Below are 25,553 nucleotides of genomic sequence, written 5' to 3'. Positions count from 1 at the left end.
AGCCCCATTCGAATGATTTCGCGCACACGGACCTCGCTGGGGCTGCCGTAGTCTTGCTGCATGACCCCAGAGCACGACATCCCGAGCCTGCCGTTGCACGAGGCTGACGACCTCACCACTGAGGACATGAAGCCCACCTGGCGTGGCTGGATTCACGCCGGAATCTTCCCCGTGACGGTGGTGGCAGGCGTCATCCTGCTGATCCTTGCCGACGGCGCCGCGGCCAAATGGAGCAGCGCGGTGTTCGTTGCCACGTCGATGTTGCTGTTTGGCAATTCAGCGCTCTATCACCGCTTCAACTGGAAGCCACGCACCAAGCTCATCCTCAAGCGCATCGACCACGCCAACATCTTCTTGCTGATCGCCGGCTCGTACACGCCGATCGCTGTTCTGGCGTTGCCGCCGTCGAAGTCGATTCTGCTGCTCAGCCTGGTCTGGGGTGGCGCACTCCTCGGTATCGCGTTTCGCGTCTTCTGGATCTCAGCACCGCGCTGGCTCTACGTGCCGCTGTACGTCGCGATGGGCTGGGGTGCTCTCGCCTATATCGTCGATCTCTTCGACGCCAACGCAGCGATGATGACCCTCATCCTGATCGGTGGCCTGTGTTACACGATCGGCGCGGTGGTCTACGGGCTCAAGAAACCGAATCCAGTTCCCGGTGTGTTCGGGTTCCACGAGATCTTCCACAGCCTGACGGTTGTGGCATTCCTGTGCCACTGGGTCGCGATCCTGATCATCGCGACCCACCCGCTCTATCCCTGATCGGGCGTAGAGCCGGCCTCGTCGCGCTTCGCCTGGGCGACTTCTTCTTCGAGACGTGCCGAGATCTCAGCGCGATACGTGGTGCGACGAATGCGACGGACCATGTCGATCGCAAGCAGGATGACCGCTACAACGACGAAGAAGAACAGTGCGAACCCGAGTGGGCCCGGCGTGACGGTATCAGGGTCGGGGGTGGTTTCGGCCATCTGGAGGAGCAACGGGATCATGCGTCATCCCGAACGCCGGCAAACAGGTCTGATTCTGGCACTGTGGAATTCACTTTCGATTCGATGAGTTGGAAATCTTCATAGGGCCAGGCTTGCCTGACGAGGCCATTCGGCCAGAAGAAGAAGCTGCTGTCGGGCGCAACCTGGCTTGCGTGGGCACGCAACGCGGCATCGCGCACCTCGAGGAAATCGCCGACCGGAACGTGTGTCGTCGCGACGTGGGGGTAATCCTTCATCCATTCCCTGGCCTCGCTGAGAGGCTCAAGCAGATCGGAATCTGGCTCTGTCGCGCTGAGTTCGAGGTACATCGCGTCGATGCGCTGCAGGTTGAAGATGCGGTCGTAGTAGAGCTTGTCGATCTGCCACGGCTCGCCGGCGTCCGGGTATGCCTCTGCATCCGCTGCAGCACGATAGGCCGCAATCGACACCTCGTGCGTGCGAATGTGATCGGGGTGTGGGTAGCCACCGTTTTCGTCGTACGTGATGAGCACCTGCGGCTTGAATTCACGGATGATGCGCACCAGCGGGGCCGCAGAGATCTCAAGCGGCACATCGGCGAACGAATTCGGCGGCACAGAGCCGTCGTCGTCCATGCCTGAGTCCTGGTATCCCAGCCAGCGGTGCTCGACGCCGAGGATGCGCTGTGCTTCAGCCATTTCCAAACGCCTGAGGCCTGGCATGTCACGCTCAGCCATCGCGCGGTTCGGCAGGTTCTCGTTCAAGATACTGCCGCGTTCACCGCCCGTGCAGCTCACGATCAGTACTTCGGCGCCGCGGCTCCGGTATGCCGCATACGTCGCAGCGCCCTTACTCGACTCGTCGTCGGGATGGGCGTGCACCGCCAATAGTCGCAGTGTCACGAAACTCCTCAGGAATGCCAGCTAATCTTGAGTGCAAGCCTAATCGTTGAACATGAGTGTGGAGTCCTGAGTGAGTGAGAACGCCGATCTCGAGGCTCGGTATGGGCGCGGTCCGAAGCGCCAGAAGCGCGACAAGCGGATGTTCTGGATCGCGGGCGGCGTCTTCGCTCTGGTTCTCGGCGCCTGGGTCATCTGGGCAGGACTCGATGCGGCCGGCCCACAGATCGATGCTCGCGACATCGGCTACGAGATCATCGATGACAGCAGCATCAACGTCACTTTCGAGATCTCGGTACCGACAGGAACGGCGACAGCCTGTGCCGTCTCATCGCTCAACGAAAGCTTCACCGTCATCGGTTGGAAGGTTATCGAGCTTCCGGCGTCCGACACCTTCACTCGGTCAGTGACCGAGCTTGTGCGCACCAGCGAACTAGCCAACACTGGATTGATTTACCGCTGCTGGCTGACCTAGACTGATGTATTCGCCTCGACGATCATCGTCGGGGCGTCGACTGTATCTGCGGGTGCTGCCCATCATGAGCAGAACCATCTGGGACAAGCAATAGAGGAGAACATCCATGGCTACCGACACGACAGTCACGTGGTTGACCGAAGAGGCGTACAACCGTCTCGAGGCCGAACTGGAAACTCTGAGCACGAGCGGCCGTGAAGACATCACGAAAAAGATCGAGTCCGCTCGCGAAGAGGGCGACCTCAAGGAGAACAGCGGATACCACGCTGCCAAAGAAGAGCAGGGCAAGATCGAGGCGCGAATCCGCACCCTCACCCTGCTGCTGCGCAATGCTGAGGTCGGCAGCGCCCCGGAAAGCCACGGCGTCGTGCAGCCGGGAACCGTCATCTCCGCGACGATCGCTGGCGACGAGAGCCGTTTCCTGCTCGGCAGCCGTGAGATCGCGGGCAACAGCGACCTCGATGTCTACAGCGAGCAGAGCCCACTCGGTGAAGCGATCATCGGTCTCGCCGTCGGCGCAAGCACCAGCTACACGGCCCCGAACGGCAAAGAGATCACCGTCGTGATCCAGAACGTCGAGACCTTCACTGGAGCCTGATTCAGGTAGTTTTTTGACGACAACGCGAAACTGCGGTTGTCCTGACTGATCACTCAGTCTGGACAACCGCAGTTCTTGCGTTTAAGAGCGTTAAGAGCGAGGCGCGGTTCTAAGAGATACGAGGATCGTAGCCGGCTGAACGCAGCAGTTCGACGACCTGCTCGCGGTGCTCGGTGCCACGCGTTTCGACGCTGACGTCGAGTTCAACCTCGCTGAGCTGGATGCCGACACCGTGGCGCGTGTGCAGCACTTCGATCACGTTCGCGCGGGCCTCTGCAAGCAGCTCAGAGATGCGCGCGAGCTGGCCAGGGCGGTCAGGGAGCATGATGCGCAGCGTGAGGTAGCGGTCTGATGCTGCAAGCCCGTGGCTGATGACGCGCTGCATCAACAGTGGGTCGATATTGCCGCCAGACAGGATCGACACTGTCGGTCCTGTCGGAGTGATCTTGCCGGCCAGGATCGCTGCGACGCCCACGGCTCCGGCTGGTTCGACGACAAGCTTCGCGCGTTCGAGCAGTACGAGCAGCGCCCTGGCGATGTCGTCTTCGGTCACGGTGACGATCTCGTCGACAAGCTCGCGGATGATCTCGAAGTTCAGCAGGCCGGGCTTGCCGACCGCGATACCGTCGGCGATCGTCGGCTGGATCACGATTTCGGTCGCCACCCCTGCAGCGATCGACAGCGGGTACGGTGCGGCATTTTCGGCTTGGACACCGATGACACGGATGCTGCGTCCTTCGCGTGCTGCCCGCTGCTTGAGCGCGCTGGCCACACCGGAGATGAGACCGCCGCCGCCAATCGGCACGATCACCGTCTCCAGCTCAGGAAGCTGGTCGAGGATTTCGAGCCCGAGGGTGCCCTGACCCGTCACGACGTCTTCGTGATCGAAGGGCGGGATGAGGATCGCACCGGTCTCCTCGGCGAACTCTGCGGCGGCCAGCAGGGGCTCAGCAACTGTGTGCCCACGCAGTACGACATCCGCTCCATAGTCCCTCGTCGCCTGCAGCTTCGGCAGAGCGACGCCGATGGGCATGAAGATGGTGGCCTTGATTCCGAGTTCACGGGCGGCGAAGGCAACGCCTTGTGCGTGGTTACCGGCGGATGCGGCGACGACGCCGTGCGAACGCTCTTCTTCAGTGAGCTTGGACAGGCGGTTGTATGCCCCACGAATCTTGTATGACCCTGTGCGCTGGAGGTTCTCACATTTGAGGTAGACGGGCGCGCCCAAGACCTCTTCCAGGTAGCGCGAACTCTCCATCGGGGTCACCTGCGCGACGCGGCCCACAATATCGCGGGCAGCTTCGATGTCGTCAAGCGACGGTCCGGCGAGGCGGGTGTTAGTCATTCGTGGTGCTTTCTGTGTCGGGTTTCTTGGGGAGAGGCGTGGATTCAGGCTGCGTCTGAGGTACCGGCTTCTTGCGGGGGCCTGAGACGACGAACCTGCGGTATTTCGGCGGCGCCTGAGGCACCGTCTGCCAGAGATTGGATTGGATCGGTGTGTCGGGCGGCGATCCGTCACCGCGCCAGCGACCGCTCGAGATGTAGCCGATCATCACGTTGAGCACCGCGGCGACAGGAACAGCGAACAGCGCGCCGGGAATACCGGCCAGCATGGTTCCGGCCGCGACAACCAGAACGACGGCCAGCGGATGCACCTTGACTGCCGTGCCCATAATCAGCGGCTGCAGCACGTGTCCCTCGACCTGCTGAACCAGCAGAACGACGCCGAGCATGGCCAGGGCGATGACCCAGTTGTTGAACACGAGCGCGATAAGGACAGCGACTGCACCGGTGGCGACTGCACCGACGATCGGGATGAACGCGCCGAGGAAGACCAGGATGCCGATAGGGATGGCCATGGGGACGCCGAGCAGCGCAGCTCCCACGCCGATCCCGACTGCATCGATCGATGCGACAAGGATCTGCACCCGCACGAAGTTACCGAGGGTAGTCCAGCCCGCGCGACCGGCGCCATCAAGAGCCGGACGGGCGCGCTTGGGGAAGATGCGCACGATCCAGCCCCAGATGCTCTTACCGTCGATGAGGATGAACAACAGGCTGAACAGCGTGAGAAGCAGGCCGGTCAGGAAATGCCCCAGCGACGATCCGACAGACAGTGCTCCGCTGACGAAGACCTGGCTATCCGACTGGATCGCCGACCACAGCTGATCGACGAAGCCGTTCAGCTGGGATTCACTGTAGTTAAACGGGGGCGCGAGCAGCGCCTCTCTGACGCTCTGGTACGAGTTCTGCAGCCGAGAGCTGAGTCCTGTCGAACCGCTCGCGATCTGGGTGGACGCCAGGGCGATCAGGCCGGCGACAACGGCCAGCGTCGCAACCATTGCTGAGGCGACGGCGAGCCCCTTCGGCCATTTATGCCGTACGAGGAATGCGACGAATGGAACCAACAACGCTGAGATCAACACCGCGATCAGCAGCGGAATGACGATCAGTCGAAGTTGAATGACCAGAAAGATGAAAACAGCGATGATCCCCGCGAGCACCAACAGCCGCCACGACCAGGCGCCGGCCAATCGAATACCGCGCGGAAGTGACTCTTCGATGGTCACAGGCACACGTTCTTCCTGTGCGCCTGCCTTGCCGCTTGTGGTTCCCGTGGAATCCGTCACTCGCCCAGTCTAGAACTGTGAAACCCCGGGTTGGTTCAAGCCGTAACTGCTCGCACCGAGACAGGGTTTCCGTGCAGCGAGAGATGCACCGTCTCGCCGATCACCGGGGCTAACCGTACGTCATGCTGCACCACGATGAACTGGCCGTCAGCCATCAGAATTCTGCTTCGGCGCAGCGATCCGTGAAAGCTCGATGCGCTAATCGTGCCCTGAATTCCGGCGTCGCTGAACTGGATGTCTTCAGGCCGCACAAAAACGTCACAATCGCCGTCATCCTGCGAGGGGTCGATGAGTGGCAGACGGATGCCGTACACCTCTGCGGTACCGTGGGCGACTCGGCCACGAATCGCATTGCTCTGGCCGACAAAGCTCGCCACGAATGCGGTCGCCGGTCTGGCATACAGCTCTTCAGGGGTGCCGACCTGCTCGATTACTCCCTGCTTCATGACGGCCACCCGGTCAGCGACGGCGAGTGCCTCGTCCTGGTCGTGAGTGACGAAGAGCGTGGTGATGCCGAGTTCTGTCTGAATGCGCTTGATTTCGTCGCGCAGCTGCACGCGCACCTGCGCGTCAAGCGCCGACAGCGGTTCATCAAGCAGCAGTACCCTCGGTTCGGTGACGAGCGCCCTCGCCAGGGCGACCCGCTGTTGCTGCCCGCCAGACAGCTGGTGCGCGTAGCGATCGAAATGGGCCCCCAGCCCGACACGTTCCAGCGCTTCGATGGCCCGGTTCCGTCGTTCCTGTGCGCCGATCCGTCGCATCCTGAGGCCGAACTCCACGTTCTTTCCCACGCTCAGATGAGGGAATAGCGAATAGGACTGGAAGACCATACCCATGTCGCGTTTGCTGCTCGGTAGTTGCGAGACGTCGCGACCATCGAGGGTGATGGTGCCGGCATCCGTCGATTCCAGACCGGCGAGCACCCGCAGCGCGGTTGTCTTTCCGCAGCCGCTCGGACCGAGCAGCGCGACGAACTCTCCCGCGTGCAGGGTGAGGTCGACGCCGTCCAGCGCGCGATGGCCCCCGAACTCTTTGACGACGCCGGCGAATTGCACGACGGCCCCTGCACCGCGCGCCTCGGCACCCGGCCTGCCGGGGTTTTTGGTCGATGCTGACGGGCGAAGAAGCTGATTGGTCATGGAGTGCCTTTCTTGCTAAGTGCGCCGATTCGGCCGATGACGATGAGAAGCACGAAGGCGAACGTCAGAGCGAGCAGTGACAGGATGACCGCCGTGTACGGGTCGTTTTTGCTCACGACGACGAGGGCTGTCTGCAGGTTGGTGCGATTGAGCAGCGAGGCGATGGTGTACTCCCCGAGAACGACGGCCACCGAGATGAACGAGGCAGCGAGCACACCGCGCTTCACGTTCGGCAGCAATACGGACCAGAGAATGCTGACCGGCCCCGCGCCGAGCGTTCGGGCAGCCTCGCTGAGCGTGAGGACATCCACCGCGTCGAGGTTGGACTGGATTGCTCGGTATGCATAGGGCAAGACGGTGATGCCATAGGCAAAGGCAAGGGTCCAGACGCCGCTGCCGAACAGACGGGCAACGACCGAATAGACCGGTGCCAGGCCCACGACAAGCACGATCGCCGGGATGCTGATGGGCAGCACGCAGATGATCTCGAGAACGCGACGCAAGCGGGCAAAGCGCAGCTGCACCAGGATCATCGTCGGAACCAGCAGCACCAGCATGATCGAGACGGTGCCGACGGCCAGCGACACCGAGTTGCCGAGCGCGGTGAGCACTGGCCGATACTCCCCCGTGAGCCCTCCGCCAAACAGTGCGTTCCAGCGCGAGAAATCGTATCCGCCGCTCAGTCCCTTGCGCAGCGTGAACGCGACCATCGCGATGAACGGGATCAGGAAGACAGCGCCGATCACGCCGAGAATGACACCGCGGCTGACACGGCCGGGTGCGTGGGCAACGTCGTTTCGGATGCCGATCATCGTTGCCACCTCGCCGCTTTATTTGTCAATGCCGCATAGCCGCACATCACGACTGCCATCACGATGATCATGCCGAGCGCCAATGCTCCAGCAAGGTTCTCGCGGCCGAGCACGGTCTCGCTGGTCAGTGCTGCACGAATCTGCAGCGGCACGATCTGCGACCCCTGGCTGGTGAGTGCAGCAGCAGTGGCATAGGAGGAGAACGCGTTGGCGAACAGCAACAGCAGGCTGCCGAGGAATGAGGGGGCGAGCACGGGGAATGCAATTTGCAGCCAGTACGAGATCCGGTTGCCACCGAGCGTCGCATTGGCCTCTGCCCACTGCGGTTTCAGCGCCTGCATTGCCGGCATGAACGTAATGATCATCAAGGGAATCTGGAAGTACAGGTACGGCAGCACCAGGCCGGGCAACTCGTACAGCCAGACGCCGTCGGCATAGATGTCGATCCCGAGCGTGTCACGCAGGAAGACGGTGACCATGCCCTGGATGCCGATCGTCGCCACGAAGGCGAATGCAAGCATCACACCGCCGAATTGGGCGAGCACGCCACTGAGCGAGTCGACGGTCGAGCGGAGTGGACCGTCGGGTGCAGAGCCGAGCAGGGCGTAACAGGCGAAGGCCCCGACGATGGCGCCGACGATTGCCGTCAGCGCTGAGAGCCAGAACGAGTTGAGGAAGGTCTTGAGGATCAGCGGGTCGCTGAGTGCTGCGACGGTGTCCCAGGTGAAAGCACCTGACGAGTCGAAGAAGCCGGTGCCCACCGCGATGAGGGTGGGGATGGCGAGGAACAGGACGACGTATGCCGCGAACGGCAGCAGCCCGAAGACTGCTGCCGCGTCGCGGGACCTACTGGACAGCCGCCGCCCACTTGGTGCCGAGGAGCGTCGACGCTGCTTCGCTCTGTGCTGCAGTGGGAACCACCGTCTCTTTCGGTGCTGCCGGGAGCGCGTCAAAGAGCTCAGCGTTGATGGTTCCGGCTTCGGCCATGGCCTCCGCACGGACCGGACGAGCGCCACCCTCAAGCCACAGGTTCTGCGCGGTGTCGCTGTAGAGGAATTCCTGCCACAGGCGTGCAGCCGCCGGGTGCGGGGCATCCGCGTTGATCGCCTGGTTGTAGTAGCCCGCGTAGCCGGTGTCGGGGAAGACGACGACTTCCCAGTTGCGCTGGCCCTCAAGCTGCGTGCCGTAGCCCACGTTCAGGTAGTCCCAGTCGAATACGACGGGAGTCTCGCCGGATGCGATTGTCGCGGGGGTCGGGTCGATCTTGACCATATTGCCCGCAGCGTTCAGCTTCTGGAAGAAGTCGATGCCGTCCTGGAAGTCATCGACGGTGCCGCCGCTCTGCACTGTCGCGAGTCCGACGGCGGCGAATGCTGCGCCGGCCTGGGTTGGGTCACCGTTGATGGCGACTTTTCCCTTGTAGTTGGCACCGAGGAGGTCGTCGAGCGAGGTCGGGGCCGGAACGGCATCCGGGTCGTAACCGACGGCCATGTATCCGCCGTAGTCGCCCACGTAGAGGCCGCTCTCTTCCTTCAGGGCGTCTGGGATGTCGGCCCAGGTGGCAACCTGGTACGGAGCGAACGTGTCGGTGTTGGCGAGGGCGACGGCCAGGCCGAGGTCGAAGACATCCGGTGCGGTGTCCTGGCCCTTGAGGTTCTGTGCGGCCTGGATCTCTTCAGCGCTCGAACCGTCTGGCGAAGCCTCGGTGATGGTGATCTCCGGGTACTTCTCTGAGAAGGCGTCGAGGACGGCGCCGTAGTTCGCCCAGTCGCGGGGCAGCGCGATGACGTTGAGCGCGCCCTCGGCCTTGGCTGCGTCCTCCAGGCCGGCCAGGTCGCCGAATGCGCTCAGGCTCGTAGCGGATGCGGCATCCACCCCGGCTCCATCGGTGGTCGTCGTGCTCGCACAACCCGTGAGAGTGAGAGCGAGTGCAGCAGTGGCAGCGAGTGTCGCTACCAGGGTGCGTGTGGTGATCACAGTACCTCCTGACCGTGCCTGGCCGTTCGCGCTGTGGTGCGAACTGTTGGATGCCACACTTCGGGTCGATCAGAGGCTAGGGAGCTCAGGCATCCGGCTGTGGCAGTTGGACTGAACGGAGAATGAACGTCGGGGGTCGGCGATACTCTCTAACCGATGACTCACAGCACACAGCACACGATTTCTCCAGCGCTTGCCCGGCGCATTGCGTTGGCCGCGCAGGGCTTCGGGCGCCCGACCGCCCAGACCCAGGGCATCCGCGCGCTCGATCAGCTGGTCACCCGGCTTGAGTTGCTGCAGATCGATTCGGTGAACGTGTTTGAGCGCAGCCATTACATGCCAGCCTTCAGCCGGTTGGGCAGCTACGACAAGGCGACACTCGACCGCCTCACCTATGGCGCTGCAGGCAAGCGCCAGTCCGCCAGGTACACCGAATACTGGGCACACGAAGCTTCATTCGTGCCCATCGACACCTGGCCGCTGCTGCGATGGCGCATGCAGCACTACCGTGATCGGTCCTCGGCCGATCACGACTCCTGGGCACAGGCGAACAAGCCCATGCTTGATTGGTTGCTCGCTGAGCTTGCAGCGAAAGGCCCGCTACGGGCCGGTGAGATCGAGCACGACGCCAACAAGCGCAGCGGCCCCTGGTGGGGCTGGTCAGATGTGAAAACCGGGCTCGAGGTGTTGTTTCGGTGGGGTGACGTCGTCAGCGCTGGCAGGCAGCGTTTTGAGCGCGTCTACGCACTGCCAGAGCAGGTCTTTGATTCGGCGCTGCTCGACCGCGAGGTGAGCCACGACGACGCTCACCGCGAGTTGGTGCGTCGATCAGCGCGCGCCCATGGCATTGGCACGGTCACCGATTTCGCCGACTATTTCAGGTTGAAGACCGCTCCGGCGCGGGCAGCCATCGCCGATCTCGAAGAGAGTGGTGAGCTCATCCCCGTCGCTGTGCCTGGATGGGGCCGCAATGGTCAGCCTGGCGAGGCCTGGCTGCATGCAGAGGCGCGGCTGCCCCGCCGCATCGATGTCGCGGCAGTGCTCTCACCGTTCGATCCTGTTGTCTGGGAACGGGCGAGAGCGAAGCGCCTGTTCGACTTCCACTACCGCATCGAGATCTACACCCCGGCGCCCAAGCGGGTATTCGGCTACTACGTGCTGCCCGTTCTCATCGGCGACACCATCGTCGGCAGGGTCGATCTCAAGAACGACAGGCAGGCCGGGGTGCTACGAGTGCAGGCGGCCTGGGCGGAGCCTGATGCTCCGGCAGAGACCGCTGAGCGACTGGCGGGTGTGCTCAGGCAGACCGCAGCCTGGCAGGGTCTCGACGACATCGAGGTCGTACAGCGGGGCACGCTCGCCGACGGCTTGGCTGCAGAGCTACGCAGCTAGTCAGCTGTAGCAGCTAGAACTTGCGACCCATCGTCTGCAGGCGCTCGATCCGATTGGCAATCGGGGGGTGCGTGCTGAACAGACGGTCGATGACACCCGGCTTCAGCGGGTCGGCGATCCACAGGTGTGACATCGAGGTGTTCTGCTTCTGCATCGGACGCCCATACGCCTCGAGCTTGGCCAGCGCGCTAGCGAGAGCGTCGGGGTGCCTGGTCGTCATCGCGCTCGTGGCATCCGCGAGGTATTCGCGTTGCCGGGAGACGGCGAGCTGAACCATCGAGGCGACAAGCGGCGCAACGATCATGGCGACGAGGCCGAAGACCAGCACCACCGGGTTGTTGTTGTTATTGTTGCGGCCGAAGAACGCCATCCGCAGGAACATGTCAGCGATGAACCCGACCGCCACGACGAGTCCGAAGACGATCGTCGAGACACGGATGTCGTAGTTCTGCACGTGGCCGAGTTCGTGAGCCATCACGCCCTCGAGCTCGGAGTCATCCATGATGTCGAGCAAACCGGTGGTCGCGGCGACGATAGCGTGCTCTGGATCGCGACCCGTCGCAAACGCGTTCGGAGCCGGGTCGTTGATGATGTAGATCTCGGGCATTGGGGTGCCCGTCGTGATCGACAGATTCTCGACTGTGCGCCAGAGCCGCGGGTGATCTGCCTTACTCGAGACCTTGATGCCGCCGCTCATGGCGACGGCCTGACGACCGGCCATGTAGTACTGGAACAACGCGTAGAGCCCGGCGATCACGATCGTGGTGATCATGATTCCGTAGCCGGCCTGCCCATAGACGACCTGAGCCAACCAGCCCAGCGCGCCGATAAAGACGATGAAGAAGATCAGGATGAATACGGTGTTGCGCTTGTTGCGCGCAATCGCGCTATACATCTACGCCTGCCGTTAGAACTGGACGCGCGGGGGCTCGGCGATTGCCGCGGAGTCTGCGACCTCGAAGAAGTCACGCTCCGAGAAGCCGAGGTTGCGCGCGAAGATATTGTTCGGGAACACCTTGAGCTTGGTGTTGAGTTCACGCACTCCACCGTTGTAGAACCGGCGTGATGCCTGGATCTTGTCTTCGGTGTCGACCAGCTCAGCCTGCAGCTGGAGGTAGTTCTGGCTTGCCTGCAGCTGCGGGTACGCCTCTGCGACAGCGAAGATGCTCTTCAACGCACTCTGCATGTGGTTCTCAGCGACTGAGGCGTCTGCCGGACCCTGGGCAGAGAGCGTTTCGGCCCTGGCCTTAGTGACGTTCTCAAAGACGCCGCGTTCGTGAGTCGCGTATCCCTTGACTGTTTCGATCAGGTTGGGGATGAGGTCTGCACGACGCTTCAGCTGAACCGTGATGTCGCTCCACGCTTCGTCAACACGGACGTTGAGCGTGACGAGCGAGTTGTACGTCGCCCACAGATAGATGCCTGCAATCACGATGAGAGCAACAATGATGATGACCGGGATAAGCCATTCCATGGCAGCGTCTCCTTGTGATGTAGGCAGTAATGAGCGTCAGTGTGAGGCGATTCCCAACTGATTCAGCACTATCCTAACGGGGCATCTGAGTGCCCCCCTCCGCTTCTCACCACACTCAAAGCTAAGTCAAAGCCGGCGACCGCCTCCCTCACATGTGCGCCAGGTCATAGGCTTCGGTTATGAGCGATCTGCCCGCAGTGCTGATCACAGATCTGAACGTGCGTCGGGGTAGACAGCGCGTCCTTGACGGCCTGAACCTTCGCATTCCGGCTGGCCAGGTGATCGGTCTCCTCGGGCCGAGCGGCTGCGGAAAGACGACACTGATGCGCTCGATCGTCGGCGTGCAGGTCGTGCAGTCAGGCACCGTCACCGTACTGGGGCAGCCGGCGGGCAGCAGGTCGATGCGCGGTCGTGTCGGCTATGTCACCCAGTCACCGAGCGTCTATGACGACCTGACCGTCAAACAGAATCTGCAGTATTTTCGCACCGTCCTCGGCGCACCGCGCTCGGATGTTGACCGCGTGATCGAGGCCACGGATCTCGGTGCCAACGCTACGCAACTTGCCGGGTCGCTGTCGGGCGGCGAGCGCAGCCGGGTATCCCTGGCCGGCGCACTGCTCGGCTCCCCCGAGCTTCTAGTACTCGACGAACCGACAGTCGGACTCGACCCGGTGCTACGCGCCGAGCTGTGGACGCTCTTCCACCGTCTGGCTGCCGCCGGCACCAGCCTGCTGGTCTCAAGTCACGTCATGGATGAGGCCTCCCGCTGTGACCGGCTGCTCTTGATGCGCAACGGCGAGATCCTCGCAGACGACACCCCGCGAGGTCTCCTCGAACGCACAGGGGCAGCGGATGCCGAGAGCGCGTTCCTGGCCCTGATCACCGGTCGGCCAGAGCAGTCGTCGGACGAGACAGCATGAACCCGCAGCGCACACTCGCGACGACCGGTCGCATCCTCACCCAGATCAGGCATGACCCGCGCACGATCGTGCTGCTCCTGATCGTGCCCAGCCTGCTGATCGGACTCGTCGCCTGGATCTTCTCCGACACCGACGCCTTCCAGACGATCGGCCCGTCGATGATCGCGCTGTTCCCGTTCATCGTGATGTTCCTGGTCACCAGCATCACCACCCTGCGGGAACGTCGCACCGGAACGCTTGAACGCCTGCTGTCGACGCCGCTCGGCAAGGGCGACCTGATTCTCGGCTACACGCTCGCATTCGGGCTGCTCGCCGTGTTGCAATCTGCGGTAGCCGTCGCCTTCGCTACCTGGGTCTGCGGGCTCGATATCAAGGGCTCCCTCTGGCTGCTGTTCGCGGTCGCTGTAGCGGATGCCCTGCTCGGCACGACACTCGGCCTGCTAGCCAGCGCCTTCGCCCGCACCGAGTTTCAGGTCGTGCAGTTCATGCCGCTGCTGATCTTTCCGCAGATCTTGCTCGGCGGAATCTTTCTGCCCAGGGACCAGCTTCCGCCCGGCCTGCAGGAGATCAGCGATTGGCTGCCACTGTCGCACGCGATCGACGCGCTCCAGGCTGTGGCCACCGACTCGCACGATGCCGCGTATATCGCCGGAGAGCTGCTCATCATCTGCGCCTGGGTCGTGGGCGCCGTGGTGCTCGGCTCAATCACGCTGCGCCGCCGTACGCCATAGTGGTGACCCGACGCGGATGCGGGCGAGGCAGAGGTACAGGTCAGCGCGCGGCGAGGACCTGCTGTAACCAGCGATACGACGACTTCGGTGTGCGCTTCTGATCGGCAAAGTCGACGTGCACCAGACCGAAGCGCTGCGTGTAGCCCGCGGCCCACTCGAAGTTGTCAAGCAGCGACCACACGAAGTAACCGCGCAGGTCGATGCCCTCGGCAACCCCACCGGGGCGCACGGCATCAATGGCCGCGATCAGATGCTCTCCCAGGTAGTCGATGCGCGCCGGGTCGTCAACGTCGCCGTAGACATCCACTTCGTCGGGGAAGCTGACGCCGCCCTCTGTGATGTAGACGGGCGGCAAGACGTCGCCGTAGCGCTCGTTCATCTCCTTGAGAGTCTCGGTCAGGAACTCGGGCGCGACCGGCCAGCCGAAGCCCGTAACCGGGAATTCGGGGAACGGCTCGAGGCTGAACGGCAGTGCAGCCATGGCCGCGGATTCGCCGTCGGGAGTCGCCGTGCTGCCGCCCGCTCGCCCGTGCGAGGCACGTACGCGCGATGGCATGTAGTAGTTCAGCCCGTAGAAATCGAGCGGCTGCGCGATGGTCGCGAGGTCAGCGGTATCGACCTCGTCGAGGAATCGGGCCAGGCCGTCGAATGGCGGCTGCAGCGTCGGATAGCGGCCGAGCAGCACAGGGTCGGCGAAGATCCGGTTGTGCAGCGCATCGAAGAGTCCGGCAACCGCCACATCGTCATCACGGTCGCTGTATGGCAGCACGGGCGAGTGCACATTGGTGATACCGATCTCGCCGCTCACTCCCACCGAACGCAGCGCCTGTACGGCAAGACCGTGCCCGAGCAGCTGGTGGTGCGCGCTGGGCAACGCGTCGAACAGCAGCGGGTCTCCCGGCGCATGCAGGCCGAGGGCGTACCCGTTCAGCGTCACGGTGGCCGGCTCATTGATGGTGACCCAGGATGCGATGCGGTCGCTGAACACTTCTCCGACGCGTTCCGCGTAATCACCGAAGCGCAGCGCGGTGTCCCTGTTCATCCAGCCGCCGCGCAACGCCAGCGGAGTATCCCAGTGGAACAGCGTGGCCATCGGGCTGATGCCGGCCGCCAGCAGGCCGTCGAGCAGCTTGTCGTAAAAGCCGATGCCTGCCTGGTTGAGCCGACCGCGGCCGTCGGGTTGCAGCCGGGGCCAGGCGAAGGAGAATCGGTAGGCGTCTGCACCGAGCTCACTCATGAGCGTGACGTCTTCATCAACCCGCTGATAGTGGTTGGTGGCCACCGACGCGTTGCTGCCGTCGAGGATGCGACCAGGCTGCGTGGTGAACCAGTCCCAAATCGATTCGCCACGTCCGCCGTCACGAGCGCCACCCTCGATCTGGAAGGCAGCGGTCGCTGTACCGACGACGAATCCCTCAGGCAGGCGGTCGCCGAGTTCGTGTGCACGGTGCTGCCAGGCTCTGGCCTGACGTTTGCTGACGCTGCCGTTGTTCGTGTTGCGCGGGCCGTCGGGCTGGGACTGGCTACTCATCGGCCGAGAACTCTTTCCAGATAGGGATTGGCGAACCGACGATCAGGATCGAGTCGATCGCGCACAGCGATGAAGTCGTCGAAGTGGGGATAGGAGCCTCGCAGCGCGTCGGCATCCTGGGTGTGCATCTTTCCCCAGTGTGGGCGACCATTGTGCGATCGCATAATCGCCTCGATGTCGCGGAAGTACTCTGTCTGGTCTTCGCGGTAATAGCGGTGCACGGCGATGTAGCCGGTCTCACGACCGTTCGCCGTCGACATCCACACATCGTCCGCCGCCGCAGAGCGCACCTCGATCGGGAATGAGATTCGCCAGCCGCGACGATGGATCAGCGCCTTGACCTCGCGCAGCACATCCGGAATCACCTCGCGGGGCAGCGCGTACTCCATCTCCCTGAAGCGCACAGTGCGATTTGTTACGAACACTCGTGGGGAGACATCGGTGAATTCGCGTCGCCCGCTCAGCTTCTCGGCCATGCGGCTGAAGCCAGGGATCAGTGGTGGCACAACAGTGCCGAGCGCGCAGGTCACGCGATAGAGGCCGTTGGCCATCACCTCGTCGTCGACGAAGCGCGAGAGGCGACCGAGCGGTGCACGCTGCGCGTCGATCGGCAACCGCGTATTGGTCTTCGTGAGCGCTGTTTCGGTGTGCGGAAACCAGTAGAACTCGAAGTGATCGCTGGCCAGTGAGCGTTCCTGGAACGTGTCGAGGATGTCGCCGAGCGGTTCAGCGGCCTCGACGGCCTGCAAGAGATACGCGGGCACGCACTGGATCGTGAGATCGACGATGATCCCCAGCGCGCCGAGCCCGAGGCGCACCGCGGGCAGCAATTCCGAGTTCTCGGTTTCGCTCACGTGCAGCAATGATCCGTCGCCGACAACCAGCGTCATCGCAACGATTTGGGTGGCTAGCCCTCCCCACGCTGATCCGGTGCCGTGAGTGCCTGTCGAGGTGGCGCCGCTGATTGTCTGGCGATCGATGTCGCCCATATTGGCCAGGGCCAGCCCGTACGGCGCGAGCAGGCGCGGCAGCTGGTACAGGTGGGTTCCCGCAGCGAGCGTGACCCGGTGGGTGGCCTCGTCGACACTGATCACCCCGGCGAGGTCGGTGAGGTCAAGCTGCACGCCAGGCGCCACGGCGATGCCGGTGAAGCTGTGTCCGGCGCCGACGGCCTTGATCGGGAGCGCACTCCGCCCGGCCGCGGCGACCGCACGCTGCACGGCTGCCGCACTTGTTGGTCGTTCCACACGCTTGGGTCGTACCGATTCGGTGCGTGCCCAGTTGCGCCACACCCCTCCATTAGCCGTCACAAAAATGCCTTTCCTTCGCCCCGATAGCTCGGAACGATGTCAATCAGCTTGTCATCCTGCACCAGCGCGAACTCGTTCACGCGCTCACTGAGTTCGCCCGACTTCGTGTGCCGCAGCCACACACGATCCCCGACATGAAGTGACGCAGCTGCTGCTCCGGTCAGCGGAGTCTGTACCTCGCCAGCCATCTCGCGCGGCACCATCGCCAGGCCCTGCGGCCAAACGAGCTGGGGTAACCGGTCGGCGTGAGGCGGGCCGGATGCGATCCAGCCGCCGCCGAGGAGGGTGGCCATCTCAGCCGTCGGCTTGCGCACGACAGACAGGGCGAAAGCCGCTGCCGGGGCCGGGCTGAATTCCGAATAGTTGTCGAACAGGTGACCGCCGAAGAATCCGCTGCCTGCAGCGATATCGGTGACCGCGGTATCGGCGCTCGTGCTTTCAAGCGAACCGGTGCCGCCTCCATTGACGAATTCGAGGTCGGCGACGTGGCGCACAGCCGCGACCGCCGCTCCTCGCCGCTCGGCAAGCTCTGCGATCGAGTGCTTGCGCATCCACCGGTTGAGACCCGCCTCGACAGGCCTCCCCGCCGGGTCGTCTCCTCGGCCGGCGATCTGTGCCTCGTAGCCCATCATTCCGACGAGATCGAAGCCGGGCCTTGACACAATGCGTAGCGCCAGCGACACGGCCTGTTCCGGAGTGTGGATGGGTGAACGCCACACTCCGAGGTGCCCGAGCACCGGTGCATCCCACGACGAATCAAGTTCAATGGCGACCCTGATCGTCTCGCGAGTCTTCGGTGGCACAACCGAGTCGATGAAGTCGAGTTGGTCGATTGAGTCGACCATGATGGTGATGTTGCCTGCTGCCTGCGGCGAGCGCGACAACTGCTCAATCGCATGGCGTTCAGCGGCCGGATACCCGACGACGATGTCCTCGACGGTGTCGCTGAGCCAGAGTGCTTCAGCCAGGGTAAAGGCAAGAACACCCTCGTAACTCGGCAGCTCAAGGAGTGTCTCGATCACACTGCGTACCCGCAGTGATTTGGTAGCGATGCGGATGGGCTTGCCGTCAGCACGCCGCAGCATGTCATGGGCGTTGTACCGCAGGGCGTCGAGATTGAGCGCGGCGACAGGGGCATCGAGGTCGGCCGTTGCTGCCGTCATCCCCGACCAGTATCGCTCGGGCATCAGCCATGGCTTCGCGAGGGGCGGTTTGGACAGATCGATCTGCATCAGCGAACAGCTTTCACTCGTGCGACGGCGAACGCACCCGCGAATGCGAATACGCCGGCCAGGATGAACAAACCGGTGAATCCTCCGAGCGCGGCAACCGCCGCGGCACCGAGCAGCGGCGCGATCGCCTGCGGAACCGCGGTGGCGATATTCATGATTCCCAGGTCTTTGCCTCGCGCTGCCGGGTCGGGAAGCACCTGGGTGGCAAGCGCCTGATCGACAGAGAGGAAGCATCCGTATCCCAGCCCCAGAAGGCCGGCAGCGATGTTCGCAACAGTCAGATCGGGGATGAAGGCAAGTAGCAGCGCCGCGACACCCTGGAGCGCAGAGGCAGCGAAGACGAAGCCCTTGCGCCGTCCAAGCCTGTCGCTGAGGGCACCGAGGAACAGCGAGGCGAGGATGACGAACACCATGTAGATGAGTGTGAGGATGATGAGGTCGTCTTCGGCGTTCGGATCGTTCAGCCCGAACATCAGGAAGTACAGCAGCATCGTCGTGCCGAAGGCGTTGCCGAAATTCACCAGCACCCGGCTGAGTAGCGTCCAGCCGAAGTCGGGGTATTCCCTCGGGCTGATCCACAAGCTTTCGATGATGCCGCGCAGAGTCATCGCTTCGCGCTGATCGGGCCGAAGAACAGCATCAGGCTGGAACATGAACGGGGTCACCAGCACCACGAGCAGCACAGCGATGACCGTGTAACCGAGGAATTGGCCGGTGAAGAGCATGGTGACAAGCAGCAGGCCCAGGATGATGCCGACCGCCTGTGGTGCAGACAGCCAACCGGAGACCAACCCACGCTGGTTGACCGGAACCTGGTCAGAGATCGTCGCAGTCAAGGCGGCGGTCAGAACGCAGAAGCCAGTCAGGGCGAGCGCCCAGAAGATACCGATGCCCACAAGGCTCTGCTGCAGGCCGAGCATCAGGAGCGAAAGTGCGAAAAGTAGAGTGCCGGCGGCGATCCACGGGCGGCGACGGCCGAACCTGGACGTCGTTCGATCAGACAGCGCCCCGGTGAGCGGATACGCGACCACTGCGCACAGCCCAGCGATTCCAGAGATGATCCCGAAGGCGACAACGCTGTCGACCCAGTGTTCTGGCTTCAGGCGCGCATCGATTTGAGCGGGCAGCAACAGCTGCACCGGCGTGAGCTGCGCCATCCAAATACCGAGCCAGGCCGATGCGAAAGCCGCTATCCACCGGCCGGGTACGCGCTTGGTCGGCTCGGCAAAGACTGCGACGACTGCCGGTGCACTCATACGGTTCTCGCCATTCCCGCGACCGTGTCGGCCGCAAATTCGATGATGGATGTTGCTGCTTTGTCATCTCTGTTGACCAGCCAGGCGATGGTCAGGCCGTCGGTCACCGCAACCAGTATTCGGGCGACTTCTGCGACGGGGCGTTCCCACTCGCATCCGCCCCACACCGCTGCCTGCTCGAGCGATGCAGCGGCCAGGCTGTAGTAGTGGTCGTACTGTTCCTTGGCCAGGTAGGTCATGTCTGGCGAGCGCAGCGCGAAATGAGTGAGCTCGAACATCGCCTTCTCCCGCAACGGATCAGTGCGCAGCAGGTCGAGGTAGCCCTGCAGTCCGGCGTAGATGAAGTCGCGCATGGTTGCGTCCTTCGGCAGACCCGTCTGCTCTCCCCCGCCGAGAATCGCCACCTCTTCTTGACTCACGACGTATCGGATGACCTCAGCCATCAGTTCGTCCCGTGAGGCGAATGCATAGTGAAAACTAGCGAGGGACATGCCTGCTTCGGCGACAATTGCTCGAGTCGTCGCAGCAGCGACGCCACGTTCAGCGACAACCGTCAATGCGGCGTGGACCAATGCGCTGCGTCGCTCCGGTGCTGGAATGCGTGGCACGCCTGCTCCTCACGCTGCTGTGGGCAAGAAGTGGGACATTTGACCCAGTCGCCAGTATGCACTACGTCGGGTTACCGAAGGGTAACAATCTACTGACGAATCTCTGCCGAGCCGTGGCGGACGTTGACTTCACGCGTTCTACCCCCTGAAATGGTAGCGGGGGTGGATGTGCCAATCACGATCAAACGCGGTCTCATTCACTGGCGTACCCGAAAGACAACTGCCGTTGTCGTCGCAGGAGTTCTCGCGTTCGGGATACTCTCGATCGGTCTTCCCGGAGCCGCCACCGCGGCCCATGCAGAGACAACTCTCGATGAGCCGACCCCACCAGCGGTCGCACTGTCGACGCCGACTCCTGGCTCGTCCGACCTGACGACGCCCACGCCGTCCACGACAACGCCGGCTCCACCGGCGACCAGTCCCCCCAGCACCGTTCAGCCCGCTGCCGCCCCCATCATCACTGCCCCCGCTTCAGGCATCTTCATCAGCCGCGACTCCACAACGGTGTCTGGCACCCGCGACGCAGCACATGAGATCCAGGTCTTTTCAACTGCGGGCGGCGAACCTGCCTGCATCGCTCCCGCCAATGGAACGACGACGTGGAGTTGTGAGGTGAGACTGCCCAGCGGTCCCGTCGTTCCCTTGCGTGCAGTCGTCTCTGGCGACGCCGCCCTGAACGACAGCATCACTGTTGCAGTGCTTGCCGCTCCGACCGTCGTGGGTGGTCCCAGCGGCCAGTCGTCGTCGAACGGTACAGTGCGCGGAACCGGTTACCCGGGCGCAACGGTCTCGGCCTCTGTGCCGAGCGGCGCCCAGTGCTTTGCTGTCGTCGACGGCTCAGGCAACTGGGTGTGCGCACTGATCGGCACGCTGACCAGCGGAAGCCACGCCGTCACAGCGAATCAGAAGACCGATTACAGCTCGCCATCCTCGTCAAACACCAGCGCGGCGATGACCGTTCTGTTTGACCTCGACCGCCCGGCGCCGCCGGTGATCACCGCGCCAAGCACCGGCGGAATCGTGTCATTGGCCGGAAGCTCCTACGCCGGCACCGGTGACGATGGCGCCCGCGTCATCGTTTATGCCGGCCCTCAGCAGCTGTGCACATCAGTGGTGTCAGACGGCACGTGGAGCTGCAGTGCCGGCGCGGTTCCGGCCGGCGCCTACCGAGTGATTGCCGTGCAACAAGATGCTGCCGGAAACCTGAGCAGCGGTTCCGTAGCGCTCACCCTGACGTTCGCCAACGACACGAGTTCAGCATCGCCCAGTGAGTTACCAGCCCCTGTGCGCCCCTCTGATGAGCCTGATCCAGCTGCCCCGCCCGTACCGGGCACGCCATCCGCTTCAGCCGAACCGGGGACGAGCAGCCCGACTGCGGCGCCCATACCACCATCTGGCGCCTCAGGCACCGGCGGAAATAGCAGCAACGGCAGCTTGCCCGCGCTGGGCGTCACAGGCAGCTGGAGCGACCCGACGCGCTTTGCCACTGCGATCGTGCCGCTCGGCTTCGTCGAGACGCTGCCCTGGATCCAGGCGCTCATACTCACCGGTGCTGTACTGCTGTTGCTCGTCGTCCCCGCGCTGTTGCTTTCCAGCACGATCACGCGAGCCCGCGGTGGCAAGCCGCTCTGGCGGACGGCGAAGTTGTCAGGTCGCAATCGCGCAGCCGTCGAGTTCGAGACTGCTCCAACGCTGCGTATCAGCCGGCCGCTCAGCCAGGGCGCTGCAGTGGTTGCCGCCGCAGCATTCATCGTCATGTCAGGCCCAATCGCCGACCAGCCGGCTTATCTCCGACTGCTCATCGGTGCGATCCTTGCCGTCGCTCTCGTGAACGCAGTGAGTGTATTCGTGCCGCTGTGGTGGAGTTCGCGCGTGCTCAACGTGTCCGCGACGTACAAGTTCATGCCCGGTTCGCTGTTCATCGTCGGCGCCGCCGCCCTGGCGTCACGCTACATCGATTTGAATCCGGCGTTCCTCTTCGGCCTGCTTTTTGGTATCACCGTCGGGGCCACGGCCGCTGAATCCGACGCCATGGCTGATGCGGCGGCCAGAGCACGTGAGCTGGCCACCAGGGGACGACTTGCCGCGGTACGCGCAGCGAGCCTGATCATCCTGGCCGTTGTTGGCTGGTTGATTCTTCCGCTGCTTCCACCGTCAACAAGCCTGCTGGCAACGTTCAGCGCCGAGTTCGTGAACATCGTCGTGCTCACCTCGCTCGGCTCAGCAGCGGTGCTTCTGGCCCCGCTCACGCGGACGAGCGGACGCAGTCTGCTTGCCTGGTCGCCGCCTATCTGGGCAGGGCTGGCCGTGAGCACGCTCACCGTGCTGTTCGTCTCGATGACCCCGGTGTTTGCTGCAGCCAATGCCAGCGGCACGGCAACCGTCGTGTGGCTTTCAGCCATCGGTTTCGCACTTGTCAGCGTGTGCATCTGGGGCTGGTATACCTACATCGCACCGATCCTGCGCTGACCGCTGGCAGGGCGGGGTGGGGCGCCGACAGAGAATATCGGCGACCATTTGGGCTAGCGTCGCCGCTGCGTGCTGGTGCCCCCACTGGGATTCGAACCCAGACTGTGACGATTTTAAGTCGTCTGCCTCTGCCGATTGGGCTACGGGGGCGCGCACCTGAACGTCAGAAACGGCCAGGAACGCTTAAGCCTAAGGGCTGCGACCGAATGGTCGCAGCCCTTAGTGCTTGTGCGTTGGTGCGGGTACGCCGGTTAGGACGTGGAAACTGCGTCTGACGCAGGAGCGTCGGTTGCTGCAGCATCGACTGCCGGAGCAGCCGCAGGGGCCTTCTTGACCGCCGGACGACGCGGAGCGCGAGCTGCCGGAGCCTTCGGAGTCGTATCGGCTGCGGGAGCCTTGGTTGCTGCGGCCTTGGCGGCCTTGGGTGCTGCGGCCTTTGCCGGTGCCTTGGCTGCTGCGGTGGCCTTGGCGGCCGGCGCAGCAATTGCCGTAGCAGCAGGAGCAGCAGGAGCAGCCTCGACCGGGGGCTTCGGACGCGATGCGAATTCTTCGAACACTGCACGCGGGTGCTGCACAGCAGCGATCGAGACGATGTCGCGACCCAGGAAGAAGTTGTTCACCCAGCCCCAGATGACACGGAGCTTACGCTCCCAGCTCGGAATCGCCAGACCGTGGTAGCCACGGTGTGCGAACCAGGCAAGCAGGCCCTTCAGCGCGAACTTGCCAGACTGGAAGACGCCGACGCCGACGCCGAGGCCGGCAACAGCACCGAGGTTCTTGTGGAGGTACTCCTTGGGGCCTTCGCCGCGGAGGACTGCAACGATGTTCTTGGCCATGAGCTTGCCCTGGCGAACAGCGTGCTGTGCGTTCGGAACGCAGTAGCCGCCGACCCCACCACCGCTGAGGTCGGGAACGGCCGTCACGTCGCCGGCGCCCCATGCGCCTTCGATGATCTCGTCTTCGGTACCGACGCGCAGGTCGGCGCGCACCTTGAGGCGGCCACGCTCTTCGATCGGAAGGTCGGTGTGACGCACGATCGTCGGGTTCGCCATGACGCCAGCGGTCCAGACGATGAGGTCGGTGTAGAAGCTTTCACCGGTGGAGAGCTCAATCTTGCCGTCGACAGCCGAGGTGAGCTGGGTGTCGAGGTGGATCGTTGCGCCACGCTGGTCGAGGTTGTTGATAACCCACTTGCTGGTCTCAAGCGACACCTCGGGCATGATGCGTCCCATGGCCTCGATGAGGTGGAAGTGCGTGTCTTCGAAGTTGATCTCCGGGTAGCGCTTGAGCAGGGCTGTCGCGAATGAACGCAGCTCGGCGAAGACCTCGATACCGGCAAAGCCACCACCGACGACCACGAAGGTCAGCAGGCGGTCGCGCTCTGGACCGGCAGGCAGGTTTGCGGCCTTGTCGAAGTTGGTGAGAACACGGTCGCGGATCGCGACTGCTTCTTCAATCGTCTTCAGGCCGATTGCCTGGTCTGCGACGCCCGGGATCGGGAAGGTGCGCGAGACGGCTCCTGCAGTCACCACGACGATGTCGTACTCGAAGTCGTATGCATCACCTGTGGGCGGCTGAATAGTCGCCTTCTTCTCCGCGTGGTTCACGTTCGTGACCTTCGCGGTGATGATGTTCGTCTTCTTGAGGTGGCGACGGTGCGCAACAACGGCGTGACGTGCCTCAATGGAGCCCGCGGCGACCTCTGGAAGGAACGGCTGGTACGTCATGTACGGCAGCGGGTCAACGATTGTTACATCGGCTTCCCCGTTGCGGAGCCACTTCTCAAGCTTCCAAGCGGTGTAAAAACCGGCGTAGCCACCGCCAACGATGAGAATTTTGGGCACGATGAAAAGGCCTCCTACATGAAATGAAATGCGCTTACGATCAGTAATTTCGTCGAACGCGCTTGATGTGCCGAGAGGCGCCGATGCCGAACAGCGTTACTAGGATACCAAATCCCAGAAGTACACCGAGCGGCAAGCTGATATATGTCATGGTGATTTGGTTGGGAACCCATGCAGCCATCACGCTCTGCACCGGAAGTGGGGGGTCCTGCTGAGGCGCGTCCGGCGCAATCACCGATGGTGTTTCGCCGGAACTCGGAGTGTTTTCTGCCCTGCGGTGCAGGTGAATCCAGTCCTGAAGCAGTGCAGCCGGTGTCTGAGCTGTCGAGGCAGGCACATCCGCCTTGACCGCAGCGGCCGCGTCGATCAGGCCGTTTCCATAAATCGGGCTCGGAACACTCTGACCGTTGGAGTCTGCTGTTGCAATGACCCTGTTCATCACCTGGGCTGCATCGAGTTCGGGATGCGCGGCACGCACGAGCGCGACAAGTCCTGACACGATCGGCGTCGCGGCACTCGTGCCGTTCCACACCATGTAGTCGCTTTGGGGATTGACGCCGACGAGCTCCTCGCTCGGTGCGGCGACCGAGATCGTGATTCCCTGCGACGATGCGTCGAAACTCGCCTTCTTGTTGCGGTCGACTCCGGCAACGGTCAGCACGCCAGGGATCGTGGCAGGGGCGCCGACCTCGGTGGTACCGCTGCCACGGTTGCCCGCTGCAGCGACGACGACGACATCATTCTCAAACGCGTAGAGGAACGCGTCATCCCAGCTCTGCGGCCAGTCAAGGGTGTTGCGGGTGAGTGACATGTTGATGACGTCGGCCCCGTTGTCAACGGCCCAGCGAACCGCCTGGGCGATTTGCTCATCGTTACTCACGGGCGAACTTGAATTGCCGAAGGCAACAGAAATCGAGAGCAGCGACGCCGCAGGTGCAACACCGATGACGCCGTTGCCGTTGCCCGTTCCGCGTCCGGCCAACAGCGACGCCACCATGGTGCCGTGGTCGCTGTCTTCTCCGACAGGCATGCGCCCGTCTGACGATCCGATGCCCGAAACGTCGGTACCGCCTGAGACAGCGCCGGCCAGATCGGCCACGCCGGTGGCGATACCGGTATCGATCACAGCAACAGTGACACCGGCACCACGCGTGGTGTTCCAGGCCTGGCTGAATCCGTAGTCGTTCAACCAGTATTCGAGGTCACGAACCTGGTCGGCCTGAGCAGGGGCTGCGACGACAGCGACAGAGCCGAACAGCATCGCACCAGCGATGACAGCTCCGATGCCAAGTCCTAGTCGTCGCATCCC

24 protein-coding genes and 1 tRNA gene are annotated in these 25,553 nt (G+C 63.2%); 7 read left to right on the top strand and 18 right to left on the bottom strand.

The window, feature by feature from the left end:
• The first annotated feature begins 60 nt into the window (after positions 1-60).
• Positions 61-762, top strand: a complete 702-nt coding sequence (trhA, locus tag ACMT3I_RS02480; protein ID WP_414802856.1) for a PAQR family membrane homeostasis protein TrhA — start codon at positions 61-63, stop codon at positions 760-762.
• On the opposite strand, the gene ACMT3I_RS02475 is transcribed toward trhA, so the two are convergent.
• Positions 753-989, bottom strand: a complete 237-nt coding sequence (locus ACMT3I_RS02475) for a hypothetical protein (RefSeq protein ID WP_414802855.1) — start codon at positions 987-989, stop codon at positions 753-755. The two genes, trhA and ACMT3I_RS02475, sit on opposite strands and share 10 nt — an antisense overlap.
• Positions 986-1,849 carry a mycothiol conjugate amidase Mca gene (gene mca / locus ACMT3I_RS02470; RefSeq protein ID WP_414802854.1) on the bottom strand — a complete coding sequence of 288 codons (864 nt, stop codon included), beginning with the start codon at positions 1,847-1,849 and terminating at the stop codon, positions 986-988. The genes ACMT3I_RS02475 and mca overlap by 4 nt, the downstream gene beginning before the upstream one ends.
• A 70-nt stretch (positions 1,850-1,919) precedes the next feature.
• Here mca and ACMT3I_RS02465 point away from each other — a divergent pair, with 70 nt between their 5' ends.
• Complete coding sequence (locus ACMT3I_RS02465) at positions 1,920-2,321, top strand: DUF4307 domain-containing protein (protein WP_414802853.1); 402 nt, start codon at positions 1,920-1,922, stop codon at positions 2,319-2,321.
• 106 nt (positions 2,322-2,427) lie between these two features.
• Positions 2,428-2,919: a transcription elongation factor GreA gene (gene greA, locus ACMT3I_RS02460; RefSeq protein ID WP_414802852.1), complete on the top strand. Its 492-nt coding sequence runs from the start codon at positions 2,428-2,430 to the stop codon at positions 2,917-2,919.
• A gap of 109 nt (positions 2,920-3,028) precedes the next feature.
• Here greA and ilvA read toward each other — a convergent pair whose 3' ends face one another.
• From ilvA to ACMT3I_RS02430, 6 genes are read right to left on the bottom strand one after another with little or no spacing between them, the layout of a single operon-like run.
• Positions 3,029-4,264 carry a threonine ammonia-lyase gene (gene ilvA, locus ACMT3I_RS02455; RefSeq protein ID WP_414802851.1) on the bottom strand — a complete coding sequence of 412 codons (1,236 nt, stop codon included), beginning with the start codon at positions 4,262-4,264 and terminating at the stop codon, positions 3,029-3,031.
• Positions 4,257-5,549 (bottom strand): AI-2E family transporter, encoded by a 1,293-nt coding sequence (locus tag ACMT3I_RS02450; RefSeq protein ID WP_414802850.1) that lies wholly within the window; start codon positions 5,547-5,549, stop codon positions 4,257-4,259. Before ACMT3I_RS02450 ends, ilvA begins: the two co-directional genes overlap by 8 nt.
• Before the next feature lie 35 nt (positions 5,550-5,584).
• On the bottom strand, positions 5,585-6,688 hold the full coding sequence (locus ACMT3I_RS02445) for an ABC transporter ATP-binding protein (protein ID WP_414802849.1): 1,104 nt from the start codon (positions 6,686-6,688) through the stop codon (positions 5,585-5,587).
• On the bottom strand, positions 6,685-7,500 hold the full coding sequence (locus ACMT3I_RS02440; RefSeq protein WP_414802848.1) for an ABC transporter permease: 816 nt from the start codon (positions 7,498-7,500) through the stop codon (positions 6,685-6,687). Before ACMT3I_RS02440 ends, ACMT3I_RS02445 begins: the two co-directional genes overlap by 4 nt.
• Positions 7,497-8,357 (bottom strand): ABC transporter permease, encoded by an 861-nt coding sequence (locus tag ACMT3I_RS02435; protein ID WP_414803515.1) that lies wholly within the window; start codon positions 8,355-8,357, stop codon positions 7,497-7,499. The genes ACMT3I_RS02440 and ACMT3I_RS02435 overlap by 4 nt, the downstream gene beginning before the upstream one ends.
• Positions 8,347-9,477 carry an ABC transporter substrate-binding protein gene (locus ACMT3I_RS02430; protein ID WP_414802847.1) on the bottom strand — a complete coding sequence of 377 codons (1,131 nt, stop codon included), beginning with the start codon at positions 9,475-9,477 and terminating at the stop codon, positions 8,347-8,349. The genes ACMT3I_RS02435 and ACMT3I_RS02430 overlap by 11 nt, the downstream gene beginning before the upstream one ends.
• Before the next feature lie 156 nt (positions 9,478-9,633).
• Between ACMT3I_RS02430 and ACMT3I_RS02425 the strand changes: the two genes are divergently transcribed.
• Positions 9,634-10,869: a winged helix-turn-helix domain-containing protein gene (locus ACMT3I_RS02425; protein WP_414802846.1), complete on the top strand. Its 1,236-nt coding sequence runs from the start codon at positions 9,634-9,636 to the stop codon at positions 10,867-10,869.
• A 13-nt stretch (positions 10,870-10,882) separates the two neighbouring features.
• On the opposite strand, the gene ACMT3I_RS02420 is transcribed toward ACMT3I_RS02425, so the two are convergent.
• Positions 10,883-11,764, bottom strand: a complete 882-nt coding sequence (locus tag ACMT3I_RS02420; protein WP_414802845.1) for a M48 family metalloprotease — start codon at positions 11,762-11,764, stop codon at positions 10,883-10,885.
• Positions 11,765-11,776: 12 nt separating this feature from the next.
• Complete coding sequence (locus ACMT3I_RS02415) at positions 11,777-12,343, bottom strand: LemA family protein (protein ID WP_414802844.1); 567 nt, start codon at positions 12,341-12,343, stop codon at positions 11,777-11,779.
• Between the two features lie 179 nt (positions 12,344-12,522).
• On the opposite strand from ACMT3I_RS02415, the gene ACMT3I_RS02410 reads away from it, so the two are divergent.
• Together ACMT3I_RS02410 and ACMT3I_RS02405 are read left to right on the top strand one after the other, a co-directional pair.
• Positions 12,523-13,263, top strand: coding sequence for an ABC transporter ATP-binding protein (locus ACMT3I_RS02410; RefSeq protein ID WP_414802843.1), 741 nt, complete (start codon positions 12,523-12,525; stop codon positions 13,261-13,263).
• Positions 13,260-13,994 carry an ABC transporter permease gene (locus ACMT3I_RS02405; protein WP_414802842.1) on the top strand — a complete coding sequence of 245 codons (735 nt, stop codon included), beginning with the start codon at positions 13,260-13,262 and terminating at the stop codon, positions 13,992-13,994. The genes ACMT3I_RS02410 and ACMT3I_RS02405 overlap by 4 nt, the downstream gene beginning before the upstream one ends.
• 40 nt (positions 13,995-14,034) lie before the next feature.
• Here ACMT3I_RS02405 and ACMT3I_RS02400 read toward each other — a convergent pair whose 3' ends face one another.
• The 5 genes from ACMT3I_RS02400 to ACMT3I_RS02380 are packed head-to-tail and all read right to left on the bottom strand — an operon-like array spanning position 14,035 to position 19,931.
• Entirely contained in the window at positions 14,035-15,525 is a 1,491-nt protein-coding gene (locus ACMT3I_RS02400; RefSeq protein WP_414802841.1) for a GH1 family beta-glucosidase, read from the bottom strand.
• Positions 15,522-16,835, bottom strand: coding sequence for a D-arabinono-1,4-lactone oxidase (locus ACMT3I_RS02395; protein WP_414802840.1), 1,314 nt, complete (start codon positions 16,833-16,835; stop codon positions 15,522-15,524). The genes ACMT3I_RS02400 and ACMT3I_RS02395 overlap by 4 nt, the downstream gene beginning before the upstream one ends.
• A complete protein-coding gene (locus ACMT3I_RS02390; protein ID WP_414802839.1) occupies positions 16,832-18,067 on the bottom strand; it encodes an alanine racemase in 1,236 nt (411 codons plus the stop codon). The genes ACMT3I_RS02395 and ACMT3I_RS02390 overlap by 4 nt, the downstream gene beginning before the upstream one ends.
• Positions 18,067-19,323: an MFS transporter gene (locus tag ACMT3I_RS02385; RefSeq protein WP_414802838.1), complete on the bottom strand. Its 1,257-nt coding sequence runs from the start codon at positions 19,321-19,323 to the stop codon at positions 18,067-18,069. Before ACMT3I_RS02385 ends, ACMT3I_RS02390 begins: the two co-directional genes overlap by 1 nt.
• The gene (locus ACMT3I_RS02380) at positions 19,320-19,931 is read right to left on the bottom strand and encodes a TetR/AcrR family transcriptional regulator (protein WP_414802837.1); all 612 of its coding nucleotides are present in this window, start codon (positions 19,929-19,931) and stop codon (positions 19,320-19,322) included. Before ACMT3I_RS02380 ends, ACMT3I_RS02385 begins: the two co-directional genes overlap by 4 nt.
• Before the next feature lie 162 nt (positions 19,932-20,093).
• Here ACMT3I_RS02380 and ACMT3I_RS02375 point away from each other — a divergent pair, with 162 nt between their 5' ends.
• Positions 20,094-22,400 carry a hypothetical protein gene (locus tag ACMT3I_RS02375; protein ID WP_414802836.1) on the top strand — a complete coding sequence of 769 codons (2,307 nt, stop codon included), beginning with the start codon at positions 20,094-20,096 and terminating at the stop codon, positions 22,398-22,400.
• Between the two features lie 73 nt (positions 22,401-22,473).
• Here ACMT3I_RS02375 and ACMT3I_RS02370 read toward each other — a convergent pair.
• The 3 genes from ACMT3I_RS02370 to ACMT3I_RS02360 all read right to left on the bottom strand — a co-directional run bounded on the left by ACMT3I_RS02370 (position 22,474) and on the right by ACMT3I_RS02360 (position 25,550).
• Positions 22,474-22,550, bottom strand: a tRNA-Leu gene (locus ACMT3I_RS02370).
• A gap of 101 nt (positions 22,551-22,651) precedes the next feature.
• Positions 22,652-24,244, bottom strand: a complete 1,593-nt coding sequence (locus ACMT3I_RS02365) for an NAD(P)/FAD-dependent oxidoreductase (RefSeq protein WP_414802835.1) — start codon at positions 24,242-24,244, stop codon at positions 22,652-22,654.
• A gap of 40 nt (positions 24,245-24,284) precedes the next feature.
• The gene (locus ACMT3I_RS02360; protein WP_414802834.1) at positions 24,285-25,550 is read right to left on the bottom strand and encodes a S8 family serine peptidase; all 1,266 of its coding nucleotides are present in this window, start codon (positions 25,548-25,550) and stop codon (positions 24,285-24,287) included.
• Positions 25,551-25,553: the final 3 nt, after the last annotated feature.

Source organism: Leifsonia sp. A12D58 (genome assembly GCF_047530025.1).
Classification (GTDB): Bacteria; Actinomycetota; Actinomycetes; order Actinomycetales; family Microbacteriaceae; genus Cryobacterium.
This window is presented reverse-complemented; position numbering and strand designations above follow the sequence as displayed.